General features: G+C 68.3%; 20 protein-coding genes. 7 read left to right on the plus strand and 13 right to left on the minus strand.

The genetic code is table 11. From position 1 onward, the window contains the following. The first annotated feature begins 185 nt into the window (after nucleotides 1–185). The 6 genes from Q0833_RS12610 (at nucleotide 186) to Q0833_RS12635 (ending at nucleotide 5,581) form a co-directional block, all read left to right on the plus strand. Nucleotides 186–1,136 carry a homocysteine S-methyltransferase family protein gene (locus Q0833_RS12610; RefSeq protein WP_298435263.1) on the plus strand — a complete coding sequence of 317 codons (951 nt, stop codon included), beginning with the start codon at nucleotides 186–188 and terminating at the stop codon, nucleotides 1,134–1,136. 24 nt (nucleotides 1,137–1,160) lie between these two features. Then, nucleotides 1,161–2,624: a cytochrome c peroxidase gene (locus Q0833_RS12615; RefSeq protein ID WP_298435266.1), complete on the plus strand. Its 1,464-nt coding sequence runs from the start codon at nucleotides 1,161–1,163 to the stop codon at nucleotides 2,622–2,624. A gap of 54 nt (nucleotides 2,625–2,678) precedes the next feature. Beyond that, the gene (locus Q0833_RS12620) at nucleotides 2,679–3,500 is read left to right on the plus strand and encodes a hypothetical protein (RefSeq protein WP_298435269.1); all 822 of its coding nucleotides are present in this window, start codon (nucleotides 2,679–2,681) and stop codon (nucleotides 3,498–3,500) included. Between the two features lie 64 nt (nucleotides 3,501–3,564). Beyond that, entirely contained in the window at nucleotides 3,565–4,200 is a 636-nt protein-coding gene (locus Q0833_RS12625; protein ID WP_298435272.1) for a GNAT family N-acetyltransferase, read from the plus strand. Next, nucleotides 4,191–4,628: an SRPBCC family protein gene (locus Q0833_RS12630; protein WP_298435275.1), complete on the plus strand. Its 438-nt coding sequence runs from the start codon at nucleotides 4,191–4,193 to the stop codon at nucleotides 4,626–4,628. The genes Q0833_RS12625 and Q0833_RS12630 overlap by 10 nt, the downstream gene beginning before the upstream one ends. 65 nt (nucleotides 4,629–4,693) lie before the next feature. After that, on the plus strand, nucleotides 4,694–5,581 hold the full coding sequence (locus Q0833_RS12635) for an MBL fold metallo-hydrolase (RefSeq protein ID WP_367274965.1): 888 nt from the start codon (nucleotides 4,694–4,696) through the stop codon (nucleotides 5,579–5,581). A 44-nt stretch (nucleotides 5,582–5,625) separates the two neighbouring features. Here the strand turns inward: Q0833_RS12635 and Q0833_RS12640 are convergent, their stop codons facing one another. From Q0833_RS12640 to Q0833_RS12700, 13 genes are all read right to left on the minus strand, one after another. Continuing rightward, entirely contained in the window at nucleotides 5,626–6,090 is a 465-nt protein-coding gene (locus Q0833_RS12640; RefSeq protein WP_298435278.1) for a DsrE family protein, read from the minus strand. A 41-nt stretch (nucleotides 6,091–6,131) separates the two neighbouring features. Then, nucleotides 6,132–6,566 (minus strand): DUF302 domain-containing protein, encoded by a 435-nt coding sequence (locus Q0833_RS12645; protein ID WP_298435281.1) that lies wholly within the window; start codon nucleotides 6,564–6,566, stop codon nucleotides 6,132–6,134. A gap of 57 nt (nucleotides 6,567–6,623) precedes the next feature. Further along, entirely contained in the window at nucleotides 6,624–7,889 is a 1,266-nt protein-coding gene (locus Q0833_RS12650) for an NAD(P)/FAD-dependent oxidoreductase (protein ID WP_298435286.1), read from the minus strand. 41 nt (nucleotides 7,890–7,930) lie between these two features. Next, the gene (locus tag Q0833_RS12655; protein WP_298435289.1) at nucleotides 7,931–8,233 is read right to left on the minus strand and encodes a c-type cytochrome; all 303 of its coding nucleotides are present in this window, start codon (nucleotides 8,231–8,233) and stop codon (nucleotides 7,931–7,933) included. Beyond that, complete coding sequence (locus Q0833_RS12660; RefSeq protein ID WP_298435292.1) at nucleotides 8,230–9,327, minus strand: c-type cytochrome; 1,098 nt, start codon at nucleotides 9,325–9,327, stop codon at nucleotides 8,230–8,232. Before Q0833_RS12660 ends, Q0833_RS12655 begins: the two co-directional genes overlap by 4 nt. Continuing rightward, a complete protein-coding gene (soxC, locus tag Q0833_RS12665; protein ID WP_298435295.1) occupies nucleotides 9,311–10,570 on the minus strand; it encodes a sulfite dehydrogenase in 1,260 nt (419 codons plus the stop codon). The genes Q0833_RS12660 and soxC overlap by 17 nt, the downstream gene beginning before the upstream one ends. A gap of 28 nt (nucleotides 10,571–10,598) precedes the next feature. After that, complete coding sequence (gene soxB, locus Q0833_RS12670; RefSeq protein WP_298435298.1) at nucleotides 10,599–12,293, minus strand: thiosulfohydrolase SoxB; 1,695 nt, start codon at nucleotides 12,291–12,293, stop codon at nucleotides 10,599–10,601. 87 nt (nucleotides 12,294–12,380) lie between these two features. Then, complete coding sequence (soxA, locus tag Q0833_RS12675; protein WP_298435301.1) at nucleotides 12,381–13,226, minus strand: sulfur oxidation c-type cytochrome SoxA; 846 nt, start codon at nucleotides 13,224–13,226, stop codon at nucleotides 12,381–12,383. A gap of 70 nt (nucleotides 13,227–13,296) precedes the next feature. Further along, nucleotides 13,297–13,626, minus strand: coding sequence for a thiosulfate oxidation carrier complex protein SoxZ (soxZ, locus tag Q0833_RS12680; RefSeq protein ID WP_298435304.1), 330 nt, complete (start codon nucleotides 13,624–13,626; stop codon nucleotides 13,297–13,299). Between the two features lie 23 nt (nucleotides 13,627–13,649). Further along, nucleotides 13,650–14,069, minus strand: coding sequence for a thiosulfate oxidation carrier protein SoxY (soxY, locus tag Q0833_RS12685; RefSeq protein ID WP_298435307.1), 420 nt, complete (start codon nucleotides 14,067–14,069; stop codon nucleotides 13,650–13,652). 1 nt (nucleotide 14,070) lies between these two features. Beyond that, nucleotides 14,071–14,550 (minus strand): sulfur oxidation c-type cytochrome SoxX, encoded by a 480-nt coding sequence (gene soxX, locus Q0833_RS12690; protein WP_298435311.1) that lies wholly within the window; start codon nucleotides 14,548–14,550, stop codon nucleotides 14,071–14,073. 92 nt (nucleotides 14,551–14,642) lie between these two features. Continuing rightward, entirely contained in the window at nucleotides 14,643–15,194 is a 552-nt protein-coding gene (locus Q0833_RS12695; RefSeq protein ID WP_298435314.1) for a thioredoxin family protein, read from the minus strand. Nucleotides 15,195–15,206: 12 nt separating this feature from the next. After that, a complete protein-coding gene (locus tag Q0833_RS12700; RefSeq protein WP_298435317.1) occupies nucleotides 15,207–15,938 on the minus strand; it encodes a cytochrome c biogenesis CcdA family protein in 732 nt (243 codons plus the stop codon). A 79-nt stretch (nucleotides 15,939–16,017) separates the two neighbouring features. On the opposite strand from Q0833_RS12700, the gene Q0833_RS12705 reads away from it, so the two are divergent. Then, nucleotides 16,018–16,401, plus strand: coding sequence for a hypothetical protein (locus Q0833_RS12705; RefSeq protein WP_298436845.1), 384 nt, complete (start codon nucleotides 16,018–16,020; stop codon nucleotides 16,399–16,401). The last annotated feature ends 32 nt before the right edge of the window (nucleotides 16,402–16,433 follow it).

Genomic DNA, 16,433 nt, shown 5'->3' on the forward strand with positions numbered 1-16,433 from the left:
CGCGTTCACACCCGTCCCCGTAGGACGTCGGACAGGATCATTCCCGAATGAAGGACCACCGAGATGCCCCTCCAGATCGCCCGTTTTCTGCTTCTGGCCCCGACCCCCGACCCAGCCGGTTCCACGTCCATCGGCCCCCGGCTCCGGACCGGCCGCCGCGCCCGTTCGCAGGCATGGTGACCGAGATGACCACGACCCGCAACGACCTGCCCCAGACCCGTGGCGAGACCCTGCTTACCGATTCCGGGCTCGAGACGACGCTCATCTTCCACGATGGCTTCGACCTGCCGCAATTCGCGGCCTACACGCTCCTCGAGACGACCGAGGGGCGCCGCGCGCTCCGCGCCTACTTCCGCCGCCACCTGGCGATCGCGGCCGACCACGGGGTGGGGTTCCTCCTCGAAGCGCCGACATGGCGGGCCAGCCGCGACTGGGGCGAACGCCTCGGTCATGCCCCGGATCGCGTCGCGCGGTTCAACCGGGACGCCATCGCCCTGCTGGCGGATCTTCGCACCGAGACGCCGGCTGTTCGGCCCGTCGTGATCTCGGGCAATATCGGCCCACGCGGCGACGGGTACGCCCCCGACACCACGATGACGGAGGACGAGTCGCAGGCCTACCACGCCGAGCAGATCGGCTGGCTTGCGCAGACCGATGCCGACATGGTGACCGCCGTGACGCTGGGGACCGTGGCCGAAGGGGTCGGCGTGATCCGCGCGGCCCATGCCACCGGGATGCCCGTCGTCGTCTCCTACACGACCGAGACCGACGGTCGGCTTCCCGATGGCACGCCGCTGGGCCGCGCCATCGAGGAGACGGATGCCCGAACGGACGGGGCGGCGGCCTATTTCATGGTCAACTGCGCCCATCCCGACCATTTCCGCCCCGCGCTGGAGGCGGGCCAGGGCTGGCTCGCCCGGATCGGCGGCGTGCGGGCGAACGCCTCGCGGATGAGCCATGCCGAACTCGACGAAGCGGCGGAGCTCGATGACGGCAACCCCGCCGAACTCGGTCGCGACTACGCGCGGCTGCGGCGGCTTCTCCCGAACCTCACCGTACTCGGCGGCTGCTGCGGCACCGACCACCGCCATGTCGAGGCGATGGCCGATTGCTGCCTGCACCGCGCCTCGGACTGACCCCACGTCGAAGGAGACCGGATCATGCCGTCCCGCCCCACCCTCGCCGCGACAGCGCTCGCCCTCGCCCTCGCGGCGGGGACGGGGCTGGCATCCGGCCTGCCGCGCCCCCTCGTGGATGCCGATTACCTCCATGACGGTGCGCCTGACCGGGTGCTGGTCGAGCTGGGGCGGCATCTCTTCTTCGACCCCATCCTCTCAGGCAACCGCAACATCGCCTGCGGCACCTGTCACGATCCGTCGCGCGGAACCGGGGACGGCATGGCGCTTGGCTTCGGCGAAGGGGGGACGGGCATCGGACCGGCGCGCAACTCCGGCACCGGTGTCACTGGACGCGTGCCGCGCAATGCCCAGCCGCTCTACAATATCGGGGCGCGCGAATACCGCGCGATGTTCCATGATGGCCGGCTGGAGCCCAATCCGGACGCGACCTTCCCCTCAGGCTTCTGGAGCCCCGCGCGCGAGGACCTTCCCGTCGGTCTCGACAGCCTTCTCGCAGCGCAAGCCATGTTTCCCGTCCTCTCGCCGATCGAGATGGCGGGCGTCACGGGCACCAACCCGGTCACGACCGCCGTGTCCGAGGACCGTGCCGCCGACGCCTGGGCGCATCTCGCCGATCGTCTGCGCGGGATCCCGGACTATGCCGCCGCCTTCATGGCCGCCTTCGACGATGTCGACGCGCCAGGCGACATCCGCTTCGTCCACGCAGCCAATGCGCTTGCCGCGTTTCAGACGGTCGCCTTCCGTTCGGATCACAGCCCCTTCGACGGCGCGCTGCGGGCGGGCGATCTCGCGCGGCTCGGGCCCGATGCGGCACGGGGCGGGCGGCTCTTCTACGGCAAAGCCGGGTGCGCCGACTGCCACGCGGGCCCGCTTCTGACCGACCACGGGTTCCACGCGATCGCCGTGCCGCAGATCGGACCGGGCAAGGGCCATGGCGCGGATACGACCTATTTCGCCGCGTCAGGCTTTTCCGAGCGCCTCGAGGACGAGGGCCGGTTCCGTGTCACCTTCGATCCCGAGGACCTGTTCCGGTTCCGCACGCCCTCGCTGCGCAACGTGGCCCTGACCGGGCCGTGGGGCCATTCGGGCGCCTTCGACGACCTGGGTGCGATGGTGCGCCACCATCTCGACGCCGTGGCCTCGCTCGACGGCTACGAGACGCCGCAGCTGCCGCCGGTCGAGCGCATCGTCACCCGGCGGGGCGACGGCTCGACATTGCTCTTCCGTCCGCTCGCACCGGCCCGGCATGCGGCATTTTCGGCGCGCGACGACCATGTCCAGGCGTCGCCGCATCTGCGCGGCCGCATCGCCGAGGCCGCCGAGATCGTGCCCGTCGACCTGACCGAGACCGAGCTCGGCGACCTCCTCGCGTTTCTCGACACGCTGACCGATCCGACCGCGCGCGACCGGTCCGCGCTGATCCCGCGCCGCCTGCCCTCGGGGCTGGCCCCGCAACCCGCGCCGCCGCGCCTCCGGGCGCGGTGACCCGATCGCGGACCGATCCGGCCCGCATTCCCAACGCAACGAAGGAAACCGATCATGACACGACTGAACCTCACCGTCGCCGCGCTGGCGCTCCTGGTCCCATGCGCCGCCCCGGCCGACCCCGTCGCCACGCTGCATCTCGCCTCCAGCCTCGCGCCCTATGACGAATCCGATCACCTGAACTTCGATTCCGGCCACGATGTCGGCCCGATCGAGAGGCTGCATCCCGCCGCCGCCGAGACCGATCCGAAGGAAGACATGGCGCTGACCTTCATCTTTCATATCGACGAGGGCCTGACCGAACAGGACGTCTTCTTCGAGCGGGTGCCCGGTTCGGGCGAGGTGTTCCGGCCGACCCGTGCGACCCGCGAGATGGACGCGCCGCTCTATGCGCCCGCGACGGCGGTGCCGCATACCCCGCTCCAGACCGAGAACACCGGGCCGTGGCCGCGCGGCAAGGCGCTGGGGATCACGCTGGGCGAGTGGTTCGCCGCCTCGGGCCAGGGGCGTTATTCCTGCACGGACGGCACCGGCCATGTCGATATCCGATTCGAGAATCTCGTGCCGGACGGGCTCTACACGCTCTGGCACGACTTCGCGATCTGGCCGCCGACCGATCCGTTCATCGGCTTCTACGACACGCCCTTCGGCGCGCGCGACGGGTCCGAGAATGCGTTCACCGCGGATGCCTCGGGTGCGGCCCACGTGGTCCGGACGATCACGCCCTGCCTCCAGCTTTCGGGCGAGCAGCTCATCTCGGAGCTGGCCATCGCGTGGCATTCGGACGGCCGCACCCACGGGCCGACGCCCGGCGAATTCTCGACCGACACACATGTCCAGCTCTACGTCCCGTTGCCCCAGCGGGCCGGGCTCTGACCCTCACCGGGCGGTGCGCCCCGCGCCGCCCGGCCCTCCCCCTCGATTACAGGAGACCGACCCGATGGGCTCGCCCTTCATCCAACACATCATCCAAGTCCGCCCCGCCGCGCGCGCGGATGCACCGCTTCTGGCGCGTCTCGCCGATCTCGCGGGCGAGGGCCTGCCGCGCCATCTCTGGGCGCGTGACGCCGCGCCCGGCCAGGACCCGTTGGAGGTCGGCACGGCGCGCGCCCGCCGCGACAGCGGCGCGTTCTCGTGGCCGAACGCCCGGATCGCAACCTGGCACGGGGCGGCCGTCGGCGGCATCGTCGACTACGATCTCGACGACGTCGAAGCAGGCCGCGACGTTCCTGCCCTTCTCGCGCCGCTTCTCGAGCTCGAGGCGCTGTCGGGCGGCACACGGTATATCAACATCCTCGCCGTCCTTCCGCAGGCCCGCCGCCGGGGCATCGCAGCCGCGATCGTCGCGGATGTGGCCGCCCGGACGCGCCGCGACCTGTCGCTGATCGTCGCCTCGGAGAACCGCACCGCGCGGGGCTTCTACGTCGGCTCCGGCTTCGACGAGGTCACGTCGCTGGCCATGGGACCGGGCGGTCCGAAGGGGCTTTCGGGCAACTGGATCCTGATGCGGCGGCCCGGCCCGGCGACATCCGCCGAGACCCTGCCTGCAAGCGGGACGGAGGCGGTATGCGCCTGATCCATCGCACCGCGATCGCCCGCCCTCTGCCGATGGTCTGGCAGGTGCTGTCCCGCGTCGAGGACTGGCCCGACTGGACCCCGACCATGCGGCATGTGCACGGCCTCGACGGCGCCGCGCTGGCCACCGGGCGCCGGTTCCGCATCCGCCAGCCGCTTCAGCGTGAACGGATCTGGCGCGTCACCCATCTCGAACCCGGGCGGGCCTTCACCTGGTCCACGGATGGCCCCTTCGGCTTCGATGCCCTGCACCGGCTGGAGCCGTCGGCGACGGGCTGCGTGTCGCATGTCGAGCTGCAGGCCCCAGACCATCCCCTGCTCGGGCCGATCCTGCGGCGGATGCTTCCCGCCGCCCTCGCCGCCGAGGCGCGCGGTCTGGGCCGGATCTGCCAGACCTGCCCGGCCACCGTCCCGCCTTCGCCAGCCTGAGCGACGACGATTGCCATCGCGGCCCTGCCGTCATATTCATGTTAGTGAATATCGGGAGAGATCAGATGATGTTGCGCCGCGCCTTCCTTGCGACCACGGCGACGGCCCTCGCCCTGCCTCGCTTCGCCATCGCCGAGACGACGCTGGCGAGCGGCGCCACGCTGACGACGGTCAGCGACGGGTCGCTGGTCCTGCCGGGGTCCTTCGTGTTCGAGCCGATGCCCGAGGATGAGCTTGCCGCCGTGCTCGCCGAGTTCGATGTGGGAACAGAGCAGCTGACGCCCGAATGCAACCTCGCGCTTCTGCGGGACGGCGATCGGACCGTGCTCTTCGACGCGGGCGCCGGGCCCGATTTCCAGCCGAGTGCCGGGCAGCTTCTCGACGCGCTCGACGCCGCCGGTGTGGCTCCCGAGGACGTCACGGACGTCGTCTTCACCCATGCGCATCCCGACCACATCTGGGGCGTGCTCGACGATTTCGACGAGCCGCTCTTCTACGAGGCGGCCCACCACATCGGGGCCGCCGAGCGTGCCTATTGGACGGACCCCGCGACGGTCGACACGATCGGCGAGGCGCGGGCGACCTTCGCGGTCGGCGCGGCCCGGCGGCTCGACGCCATCGCGGACCGGCTCGTGACCTTCGACGACGGCGCCGAGGTGTTGCCGGGGATCGAGGCCATCGCCTCGCCCGGCCATACGCCCGGCCACATGGCGTTCCAGGTCGGCGACGTGCTGATCCTCGGCGACGCCATCGCCAATCACCATGTGGCCTTCGCCCGCCCGGACTGGCCCGCGGGCAACGACCAGGATCCCGAAACCGCCGCTGCCACGCGGCTGGCGCTGTTCGACCGCATCACGGCAGACGACCTGGCCATCGCGGGCTTCCACCTTCCGGGCGGCGGAATGGGCCGGGTCGAGACGGCCGCCGACGGCTACCGCTTCGTGCGCGGCTGAACCTCCGGCCCCCCGGCCATGGCGGCGGGGACCGGAGTGGGATGTCACGGCTTCAGGTAGGTGAAGCCCTGCTGTTGCAGATAGGAGAGCTGTGCGACGCCCGAGGGCACGATGTCCTCCTCCCAGACGTCGTAGAGGTCGTCCTCGTAGCTGATCTCGCGCCCGCGCAGGGTGTTTGCGCAAACCTGGAACTTCACACCCTGGCCCTTGAGAGAGGCGACCATGCCTTGCAGACGCTCGTTCTCCTTGGCCGCGGCCAGAAGGCCCAGCCCGTTGCCATGCATCACCACGACCAGTTCGACATTTTCCTCGCCGACCGCGTTGATGTGGTTCTGCGCGTTGCGCATCGCGCCCAAATAGGCGCGGTCGCCCTCGCCGCCATTTCCGTTGACGTGGTAGGCGATCTTCTGGGGCGCGTAGCTCTGCTGCGCGGCCTCCTGCGCATGGATTACCACGGGGATCGCGAAGGTCGCGAAGGCGGCGAGCGCGCCGACAAGCATGGTTCTCATTCTCTCTCTCCTCCAGCATGGCCCGGACATCCGGGCGGTCGTCATTCGGTGGCTTCGGTCACGATTCCTTCCAGAAGCGCATTCACGGGCGCCATGCTCTCCTCGGCATAGACGCGGCGGCCGACCAGGGTCTCGCCCCCGATCTCGGCGACGAAGATGCCATAGGGACAGTGCGAGACGTTCATCGGGTCCGCCTCCATCACCTCGCGGCTGATGGTGGCCGAGCAGAAGACGAAGATCTGCGCGTCCTCGCCCACCGGCGACGGACCGAGATCGAGGTCGGCGCCGGTCCGGGTCATCATCTCGCCCACATGGCTGACGAAATCGATCACGAGGCCCTGTCCGACGATGGCGTTCTCGACGGCGAAGGCCGCGTCCGCGACGTCGCCGTCGAAGACGACCGTCGCGGCCTCCTGCGCATGGGCGGCGATCGTCATCAGGGCGGCGGCCCCGGCAATTGCGAACTGGCGTCTCATCCTCGTCCCTCCTCGTATGAGGCGCGCCCCGGGGATCGGGGCGCGCGGAGCTGTCGATCAGGCGCCGAACATGTCGGCGACGATCCCGGAATACCAACCGAGGCTCTCCTCGTAGGTGGCCTTGCGCGTCGCGGAATCCTCGCCCGTCTGGCTGATGAAGCTGTCGATCGACGCGATCTTCTCGGGCGTGGCCTCGTAGGTGGCGCCGACCTTGACCCCGTCCTCGGCCGAGATGAGCGACCAGCAGGTATTGGAATACCGCGCCGGGAACACCGCGCTGCCGGTCAGCGCGCCGCGCACCGCGTTGGCACAGACCTTGGCCTGGCTGTTGGCCGAGAACCCCGATTTGGGCATGTCACCCTGCTGGGCGGCGTCACCCAGAACGTAGACATCCGCATCGGCCTTCGAGGACATGTCGGCCGCATTGACCGGCGCCCAGTTGCCATCGGTGACCCCCGCCATGTCGGCGATGCGGCCCGCCTTCATGGCCGGGATGACGTTGCAGACATCCACATCCTCGGTCGCGCCGTCGATATCGACCGTCATCGCGGCCGGATCGACCGAGACGTTCTCGCCGCCGAAATCGGGGCCGAGGCGGTCGATCATGCCAGCGTAGTGTGTGTTCCACCCTTCCTCGAAGAGCGCCTGCTTGGAGAACTTCTCCTTCGGGTCGACGATCAGGATCTTGGCCGTCGGGTTCCGCTCCTTGAGGAGATGCGCGACCATCGACACCCGCTCATAGGGGCCCGGAGGGCAGCGATAGGGGTTCGGCGGGGCGACCATCGCGAAGACGCCGCCCTCGCGCATGTTCTCGATCTGCGACTTCAGAAGCTCGGTCTGGCTTCCGGCCTTGTAGGCATGCGGCATCAGGTTCTGGACCGAGACGTCCCAGCCGGGCACCGCGTCCTCGACGAAATCGATGCCGGGCGCGAGGATCAGCTTGTCGTAGGGCAGCGACGCGCCGCCCGCGAGTGCCACGGTCTTGGCGTCGCGGTCGACGTCCACGGCCCAGTCGTGGATGACGTTGATCCCGTGCGTGCCCGCCAGCGTGCCGTAGGTGTGGCCGAGGTCGTCCATCTCCTGGAAGCCGCCGAGATAGAGGTTCGAGAAATAGCAGGTGAAATAGGTCCGCGATGGTTCGACCAGGGTGACGTCGATGGCGCCGTCGCTGTCTTTGGCGATGTAGCGGGCCGCCGTGGCGCCGCCCGATCCGCCGCCGATCACGACGACGCGGGGCTTGCCGTGGCCATCTGCGTGAAGCGCGGGCGCGGCCAGCAGCCCGCCAGTGGCCGCAAGGCCACCGAGAACGAATCTACGCTTCATGAATAATCCTCCCAAGGTTACGCGCGTCCGCCCGAGTCTCCCTACTCCTGCGTCGCGAAATAAGCGGCGAGCGCCGCCATCTCCTCGTCGCCCAGCCGGGCGACGATCATCTGCATCGGGCCGTGCTCACGCTCACCCGTCTTATACGCCGTCAGCACGTCCACGAATACGACCTCGTCCCATCCGGTGATCAGCGGCACGCCGCCCGTGGCCTCGGTCGCACCGACGAGGTGACAGGTCGTGCATTCGCCCGCGAGGTATTCGCCATAGGCCGGGTCCCCCTCGGCGCGCGCACTGACCGCGGGCGCGGTCAGGACGAGCGACAGGAGCACCGCGCGGATCATTCGGGGAAGGTCCCGAGATAGGCGATCAGGGCCGCGATATCGGCCTCGTCGCGCACGCCGCGATAGGTCATCTTGGTGCCCGGCATGTAGTCGCGAGGCGCCGCGAGGAAGGCGGTCAGTTCGGCCTCGTCCCAGACCAGCCCGCCCTCGGCCATCTCGGTGAGGGCCTTGGAATAGCGGAACCCTTCGATGGCGCCTGCCGGGTGCCCGACGATGCCGTTGAGGACCGGGCCGGTGCGGTTCTTCGCGTCCGCGCCCACTTGGTGGCAGGTCTGGCACTGGCGAAACGCGCGCTCGCCCGCGGCGACCAGTTCGGGGTCGGGTTCAGTCGCCGTCACGGCCAGCGGTGTGGTATCCGCCGCGGCCTCGTCGGCGTCGGACGCTGCCGCGACCTCCACCGCCGCATCGGCTTCGGTGACGCCGCTATCGGTGCCCGTCGCCGCCGCCTCGCGGGCCTTCCGGGCCGCCTCGTCCTCGGGAGTGACGTCGACCACCGCCGCGCGGCCCGTGATCTCGACCGCGTCGCGGCAATTCTCCATGCAAGGCTCGCGCGTGAAATCGGCATATTCCGTTTCGGCGCGATCATCCATGTAGAACGCGTCCTGATTGGGCATCTCGAACCCGGCCAGCGTCTCGCGGTCGAGGACGAAATCGTCGTCCACGAGGTCGTTGAGATAGAGGAGATACGCCGTCACCGCATAGACCTCGTCATCGGTCAGCGTCTGCGCCTGTCCGAAGGGCATCGCGCGGTGGACGTAGTCGTAGACCGTCGAGAGATAGGGCCAATAGCTGCCGATCGTCTTGACGGGACGGTCGCGCGTCAGGCTGCCCTGCCCGCCGGCCAGCACGGGCCAGCGGTCGATCGCCTCGCCGAAATCGCCGTGGCAGCTTGCGCATTGGGCGATGTAGATCTCCTCGCCCGTCCAGACGTCTCCCGATCCCTCGGGCAGACCCGCGCCGTCGGGACGGACGTCGATATCCCAGGCGGCGACCTCGTCCGGCGTCGCCACGCGGCCGAGGGTGGAATAGTCCTGCGCCAGAACCGGCGCGGCGATCAGCGCCAGAGCGGCAGCCAGCTTAACCGATTTCGACATTCTCGGCCTCCCCGCTTGCGTCGACGGCCCAGGTCTGGATGCCGTTGTTGTGGTAGATCGAGTTCTTGCCGCGGACCGAGCGAAGCTCGTCCTTGGTGGGCTGGACATAGCCGGTGCTGTCCTGCGCGCGGCTTTGCAGCAGAAGCGGCGAGCCGTCCCAGTCGAACTCGTAGTAGAAGCGGTGCATGGACTTGTCCAAGCTCGGCCCGTCCATCCGCGCCGCGTGCCAGTTGATGCCGCCATCGAGCGTCACATCGACCCGCGGGATCGTGCCATGCCCCGACCACGCCACGCCGGTCAGGACGGTCGGCCCCGGCCCGTGGGTGATCGGCGCCTGCGGGCTGGGGTTGGTGATGACGGATTTCGCATCCATCGCCCAAGTGAAGCGGCGTGCGTCGCCATCCGCCAGAAGGTCCGTGTATTTCGACGTCTCTTCGCGGTGGTGCCAGGGCTGGTCGCCGACCTCGATCCGGCGCAGCCACTTGACCCACATGTTCCCTTCCCAGCCGGGCACGACGAGGCGGACCGGATAACCCTGTTCGGGCCGAAGCCGTTCGCCGTTCATGTGCGTGGCGATCATGCAGTCGTCGAGCGCCTTCTCCATCGGGATCGAGCGGGTCATGCCCGACGCGTCCGCCCCCTCGGGCAGAAGCCACGTGCCTGCCGGCTGCACACCCGCCGCCGCCAGCACGTCGCGCAGCATCACGCCGGTATACATCACGTTGTGGATCATGCCGTGGGTGAACTGGCAGCCGTTGAGCTGCGCGCCGCGCCATTCCATCCCCGAATTCGCCGCGCATTCGAGGAAATGTACCCGGTTGTGGCGCGGGAACCGGGCAAGGTCGGCCATCGTGAAGACCATCTCGCGATCCACGAGGCCGTTGATCATCAGGCGATGCTCGGCCGGATCGACCTCGGCCACGCCCGCGTGATGCCGCTCGAAGCAGAGGCCGTTGGGCGTGATGATCCCCTCCATCTCGTGGAGCGGCGTGAAGTTGACCGAACTTACCGGGTCGGCAGTCAGCCATTCGACGTTGCGGCGCTTCACATGGGCCTCGAACGGCGACGGCATCCCGTAGGGCCGCGCGTCCACGCCGTCGCCATTAAACTGCATCCACGGCTGCAATTCGGTGATCGCGGGGTCGCCCTCGGCGCGGGCGGCGAAGCCCGTCGCGGCAGCAGCGCCACCGGCGGCCATGGCACCCAGCAGGGCGCGGCGGGTCGGTCCGGTTTTGTCGGTCATGGGCGGGTCTCCTTTCGGTCCGTTCGGGTCATCCGGTGACGACCTGCACGCTGTCGTTGGGCGCGACGGACACGGTGCCTTCGCGCTTGATGTAATTTTCGACCACGTCCCAGATGGGCGGGCCCTCGACCTCGGGGTTCACGCTGGCCCAGCCCGCGACCGCATAGCTGCGCGCGGGGTCGACCGCCTCGCCGGTCTTCAGGACCGTCATCTCGGTGATGCGGCTCCCCTGCGGCTGGCGGATGTCGATCCGGTAGCCCATGCCACCCACCCGAACCATGTCGCCGCCCTGCTGGTAGTAGGGATCGGGATGGAAGAGGTTGTCGGCCACGTCCTCGAGGATGGTGTGGAGCATCTCGCCGGTCATCTCGGTGCGATACGCCTCCGGATAGGACATCGCCGTGACATTCATCAAATCCTCGCGGGTAATGTCCTGCTCGGGCAGGACACTGGCGCCCCAGCGGAAGCCCGGGCTGAGGGCGATATCCGCCTCCCGCTCCTCCAGAAGCGCCTTGCAGATCAGGTCGTCCCAGGTGCCGTTGAAATTGCCGCGCCGGTAGAGGAGCGAGTCCGTCTTGCCCAGGACTTCGGTCAGTTCGGACTGGAAGGGCGCGCGCTGCGCCTCGACCAGCGCCGTCATCTCCGGGTCGGGTGCGATCACGTCCGAGAAGATCGGGATCAGCTTGTGGGCGACGCCCTTCACCTCGCCGTCCCGCACGTCGAGGTCGAGGCGGCTGACGAACTTGCCGTGGCTTCCGCTCGCGATCAGGTGGGTGCGGCCGACCAGCAGCGGCTCGGGCAGCGCGTCATGGGTATGGCCCGTCAGGATGACGTCGATGCCCGGCACGTTGGCGGCCATCTTGCGGTCCACGTCGAAGCCGTTGTGGCTGAGGACCACGACCGCCTCGGCGCCCGCGTCGCGCGCCTCCTGCACAACCTCGGCCATCCGCTCCTCGCGGACGCCGAAGCTGAGGCCGGGAAAGAGATAGCCGGGATTGGCGATGGGCATGTAGGGGAAGGCCTGGCCGATGACGGCGATCTGGACGCCGCCCCGCTCGAACATCTGATAGGGTTCGTAGGCAGGCTCGTCCCATTCGGCATCGAAGATGTTGGCGCCGAGGAAAGGATGGTTGATCTCGTTCTCGACGATCTCGGTGACGCGGTCGATGCCCAGCGTGAACTCCCAATGCGAGGTCATCGCATCGGTGCCCAGCGCGTTGAACACCTCGACCATGTCGCGGCCTTCGGTCCGGAGCGCGGTCAGGCTGCCCTGCCACGTATCGCCGCCGTCGAGCAGCAGCGCATCGGGCCGATCGGCGCGGATGGCGTTGACCACCGTGGCAATGCGGTCGGCCCCGCCCATGCGGCCATAGCCGCGCGCCAGAGCCGTGAAATCGGGGTAGGAGAGCGCGTATTGCGACGGGCTGTCGGCGGCGATGCCGTAGCGCGCGAGGAAATCGGCGCCGGTCAGGTGCGGCGGCTGGCCCTCGGCCTCGCCGACGCCGAGATTGATCTCGGGCTCGCGGAACCAGACCGGCACGAGCTGGGCGTGGATGTCGGTGACATGGATCAGCGTGACGTTCCCGGACGTCTCGAAGGACAGAAGGTCGTCCTGGGTCATCGCCTGCTGCGCGGCGAGGCGGGACCAGTTGCCGAAGGCGCCCGCGCCGTAGATCGCGGAGGTCGCCATGGCCACCTGAAGGAAATCGCGGCGTGAGATCATCGCCTCTCTCCATTCACATTCGCAAACTTGCATGTTTGCGGAAAGAAAAGGGCCCGCCTGCCGATACCGGCGGGCGGGCCCGAGGGTTCAGTTTCGGACGCTGGGGCCTTCGACCGAGAGGCCGTTGCCGCGCGACGCGACATAGAGTTCCAGCGCGATCAGCTCGGGCGAGCCCACGTCGAACGTCGCCGCCCGCGTGTCCCGGATGCAGCCCCGGAAGCGGGAATGCGTGCCGTTCAGCTTGGTGTTCTTCAGGCGGTAGACCGGGAAGCCGTTGGTCTGGCCCTGGCTCAGGTGATCGGCGCGGATCATGTTGCCGTAGTTGTCCTCGTGGCAATTCGCGCAGGAGAGCTCGAGCTGGCCGAAGCGGGTGTAGTAGATCTCCTTGCCCTGCTCCCAGGTCGACTGCGCGGGGCCGTCGATAGCGACGTTCACCGGCATGCCGCGGCTCTGCGAGGTCAGGAGCGCGGTCATGTCCACCGCCGCCCCCTTGTCGTAGGCCAGCGCCTCGGCACCCATGCGCTCGGTGCGGCATTCGTTGACCTGCATGGTCAACGTCTGCACCTCGCCCGCGGCCTCGTCCCACTTGGGATAGGTCGCGCTGACACCCGCCATCGTCTCGACGTCGCCGTGGCACGAGGCACAGCTTTCGCCCTCGGTCCCCGCGACCTCGTCCCAGGCGTCGATCGCGTTCTCGACGCCCAGCATGCCGGGGTTGTCGAAATCGTCCATCTGCACGGCCTGCGTCTCGTCCGAGCGGAAGCGCCAGCCCGAGTAGATCGTGGACATCGCGCCTTCCAGATGCGCGGGTGCGGCGGCCTCGGTCACCATCTCGATCTCGCCGTTGACGACCAACTTGTCCTCGTCCGGCTCGGCCCATGCGGCACCCCCGGCCAGCGCGGCCATGGCCGCGGTCAGCATCAGTTTCTTCATGTCGTTCCTCCCTTCCCTCGCGGGATGATCGGCGCGGCCCTTCCCGAGGGCCGCGCGTCGTGCCCTGCGGTCAGGAGACCGTGATGGCCTTCTCTTCGGTGTAGACGCTGCCGTCATCGTCGTACCACGTGAAGACGAACGTCCCCGACGCGGGCACGGTGGCCTCGAACTCGAAATACGGATTGGTCGAGATCGCGGGCTCCAGCGTGACGTCGATGACGTTCTCGCCTTCGAAATCCACCGTGAAGCGGTTGATGATCGAGCGCGGGATCGTGTTCCCGTCGTCATCCTTGCGCTGCCCGGATTCCATCGTGTGGGAAATCAGGGTCTTGATCTGGATCGCCTCGCCGGCCGACGCCTCTTTGGGGACGCGGACGCGGGGTTTGACGCCATCTGCCATGTGTCTTCTCCTTGTCCTTTGGTTCAGCCGCCGCAGCCGCCGATGGTGACCTTCACCTCGGCGGAGGCCTGCACGAAGCTGCCATCCTGCATCTTGGCGATCGCGATGACGTCTTGCGTCCCCGCGAGGCGGATGCGGGTCGAGGCCGCCTGGCTTGCCGCCAGCGGGCCGAAGTTGAACGTGCCGACATCGGGGTTCGGATTGCCCGCCGCCAGCAGCATGATCGAGGCCGCACCCGGGGCGGACACCTCGATCGGAACCGTGTTGCCGTTCTCGGCGATCTCGGGGGCGGTCAGGGTGATGCCGCCGCTGCCGACCTCGGCGCCGCCGGTGAAGGCGGCGATCGCCTCCTCGGTGGTGGCCGCGCGGGCGGGCATCGGCAGGGCCGTCAGCGCGACCGCACCTACGCCCAGCATCAACGCGTCGCGTCGTGTGAGTTGCATCTCAGCTCTCCTTCAATGTCATCAGATAGGCCACCACGTCCTCGACCTCCTGCGCGGTCAGCAGCGGGGCCAGTTCGCCCTCCGCGGCCTTGCCGGTATAGGCGTCGCCGGGCCGGATGTAGCCGGTGGTCTTGTAGAAGGACGGCATCATCGTGCCGTCGAACATCATCTTGGCGTTGGCCACGATACCGCGCAGGTCGGCTTCGGTCCAGCGATCCGCCACACCGTCGAGCATCGGCCCGATCTCACCGTGGAAGCCCAGCGCCTCCAGTTCGGTGACGGCATGGCACGCGATGCAGTTGCCCGCGCCCTTGTTCATCAGCAATTCGCCATTGGCGACATCGCCAGGCGTGCCCGTCAGCGACGCGGCAATCGCGCCGTACTCGTCGAACTCGACATCTCCCGGTGCCACGACATCCGCGGCGAACGCGGTCGTGGCGCACATCGCGGACGCGATGATGCCCAGTGCAGTGCGTTTCATGAAACCTCCCATTGGTCGTCCTCCGCCCCGACGCTAAGTCACGGAGCCGTGATCTGGCAAGGACAAATGCAGAAATGTGAATATCTTGTGCGTCAGCCTTCGCTCAGCTTGCGGGCGTGATAGGCTTGGAACGGCTCGTCGCCGTCATAGCCGTGCTCCAGAACCCAGGTCAGCATGTTGCGCGTCGTGCCCGGACCGAACGCGCCGGGAATCGTCGCGACCGCCGCATCCTCGGCGGTGACACCCTCGGGCACCTCCTCGGGAAAGAAGACCAGCGTCGGCGTGAAGTTCAGGCCCCATTTGCGCACGGCATCCTTCTCGGCCAGCGCCTCGCCGTCGAAATCGGTGATCTCGACATCGCCGAACATGTTGACCTGAACGACGAAGTAGTCGTCGGCCAGCATCGCCGCGATGTCCTCCTCGACGAAGACCTCCTCGTGCATCTTGGTGCAATAGATGCAGCCCCGCTGCTCGACGATGACCATCAGGCGCTTGCCTGCGTCGTTGGCCTCGGCAAGGTCCTCCCGCAGGTCCTTGAACGTGTCGACCATCCAGGGCGCCTTGTGCAGACCGTCATCGCCCAACTCGGCCGCGGGCGCGGCGAAGGCCAGGCAGGTGGCCAGAATTGCGATCAGGTGTCTCATGTCGTCCTCCTCTCAGCCGATGGCCGGCCAGAACTGCAGCATCCAGAATGCGATCACGTTCATCATGTTGGTGGCGATCAGAATGGCGAAGACCACGAGGAACGCGCCCATGGCCTTCTCGATCTTGGGCAGGTGACGCCGGAACCCGCGCATCCAGCGCATGAACGGCCCCACGAAGGCGGCCGCCACGACAAAGGGAGCGGTCATGCCCACCGCGTAGGCCAGAAGCAGGACCATGCCCTGCGACACGCTCTCCTGCGCGCCCGCCATGAACAGGATCGCCGCCAGGACCGGCCCGACGCAGGGCGTCCAGCCGAAGGCGAAGGCCAGCCCGATCACGTAGCCCGCGACAACGCCGCCCTTCGATTCGCCCCCGGACGCGCCTTGCCCGAACGAGCGATAAAGAAGCCCGATCTTCAGCACCCCGAGAAAGTGCAGCCCCATCAGCAGGATGATCCCCGCCGCGACCCAGCGCAGCACGTCGAACCAATCGCGCACGATCTGCCCGAAGGCGGTGGCCGTGGCCCCCAGCCCGACGAAGATGGTCGCGACCCCCGCGGCGAAGGCGATGGCCGAGAGAACGGCCCGGCGCCGCGTCCCCGGCGGAAGCTCGTCCGCCTCCAGCGCCTGCACCGAGCCGCCCGCGAGATAGGACAGGTAGAACGGCACCATCGGCAGGATGCAGGGCGACAGGAAGGACAGAAGACCTGCCAGGACCGCGCCCGCGATGGTCACGTCGAACATGATGCGCCTCCCCGCGCGGCCCGAAGGGATCTTCTTGCCGCACGGACATATTCAAATTATGTGTTATGAAATGCAACAGATGTTCCGCGCCGCACTGATCGGCCTCTGGGCCGCCCTGCCGTCGCTTGCCGCGGCGCAGGTCGAGTTGATCATGGGCGAGGAGGCGGGCTGCATCTGGTGCGCCCGCTGGGACGCCGAGGTCTCGCCGGAATACCCGCTGACCGCCGAGGGGCGCGCCGCCCCGCTGCGCCGGGTCGACATCCACGACCCCCTGCCGGACGACCTGCAACTCGAAAGCCGGATGCGGTTCACGCCGACCTTCATCCTCGTGCATGACGGGATCGAGATCGACCGCCGCGAGGGCTATCCTGGCGAGGATTTCTTCTGGCCGGTGCTGGGACAGATGCTCGACGCCGCCGCCCGAGACATCCCCGAACTGGACGGGTGGCGCGATGGACGGTAACAGCGCCCCTATGCGCACCCCCCGCCCGGGGG

Origin of the sequence: uncultured Jannaschia sp., assembly GCF_947503795.1 — a bacterium.
In the GTDB taxonomy this organism is placed as follows: domain Bacteria; phylum Pseudomonadota; class Alphaproteobacteria; order Rhodobacterales; family Rhodobacteraceae; genus Jannaschia.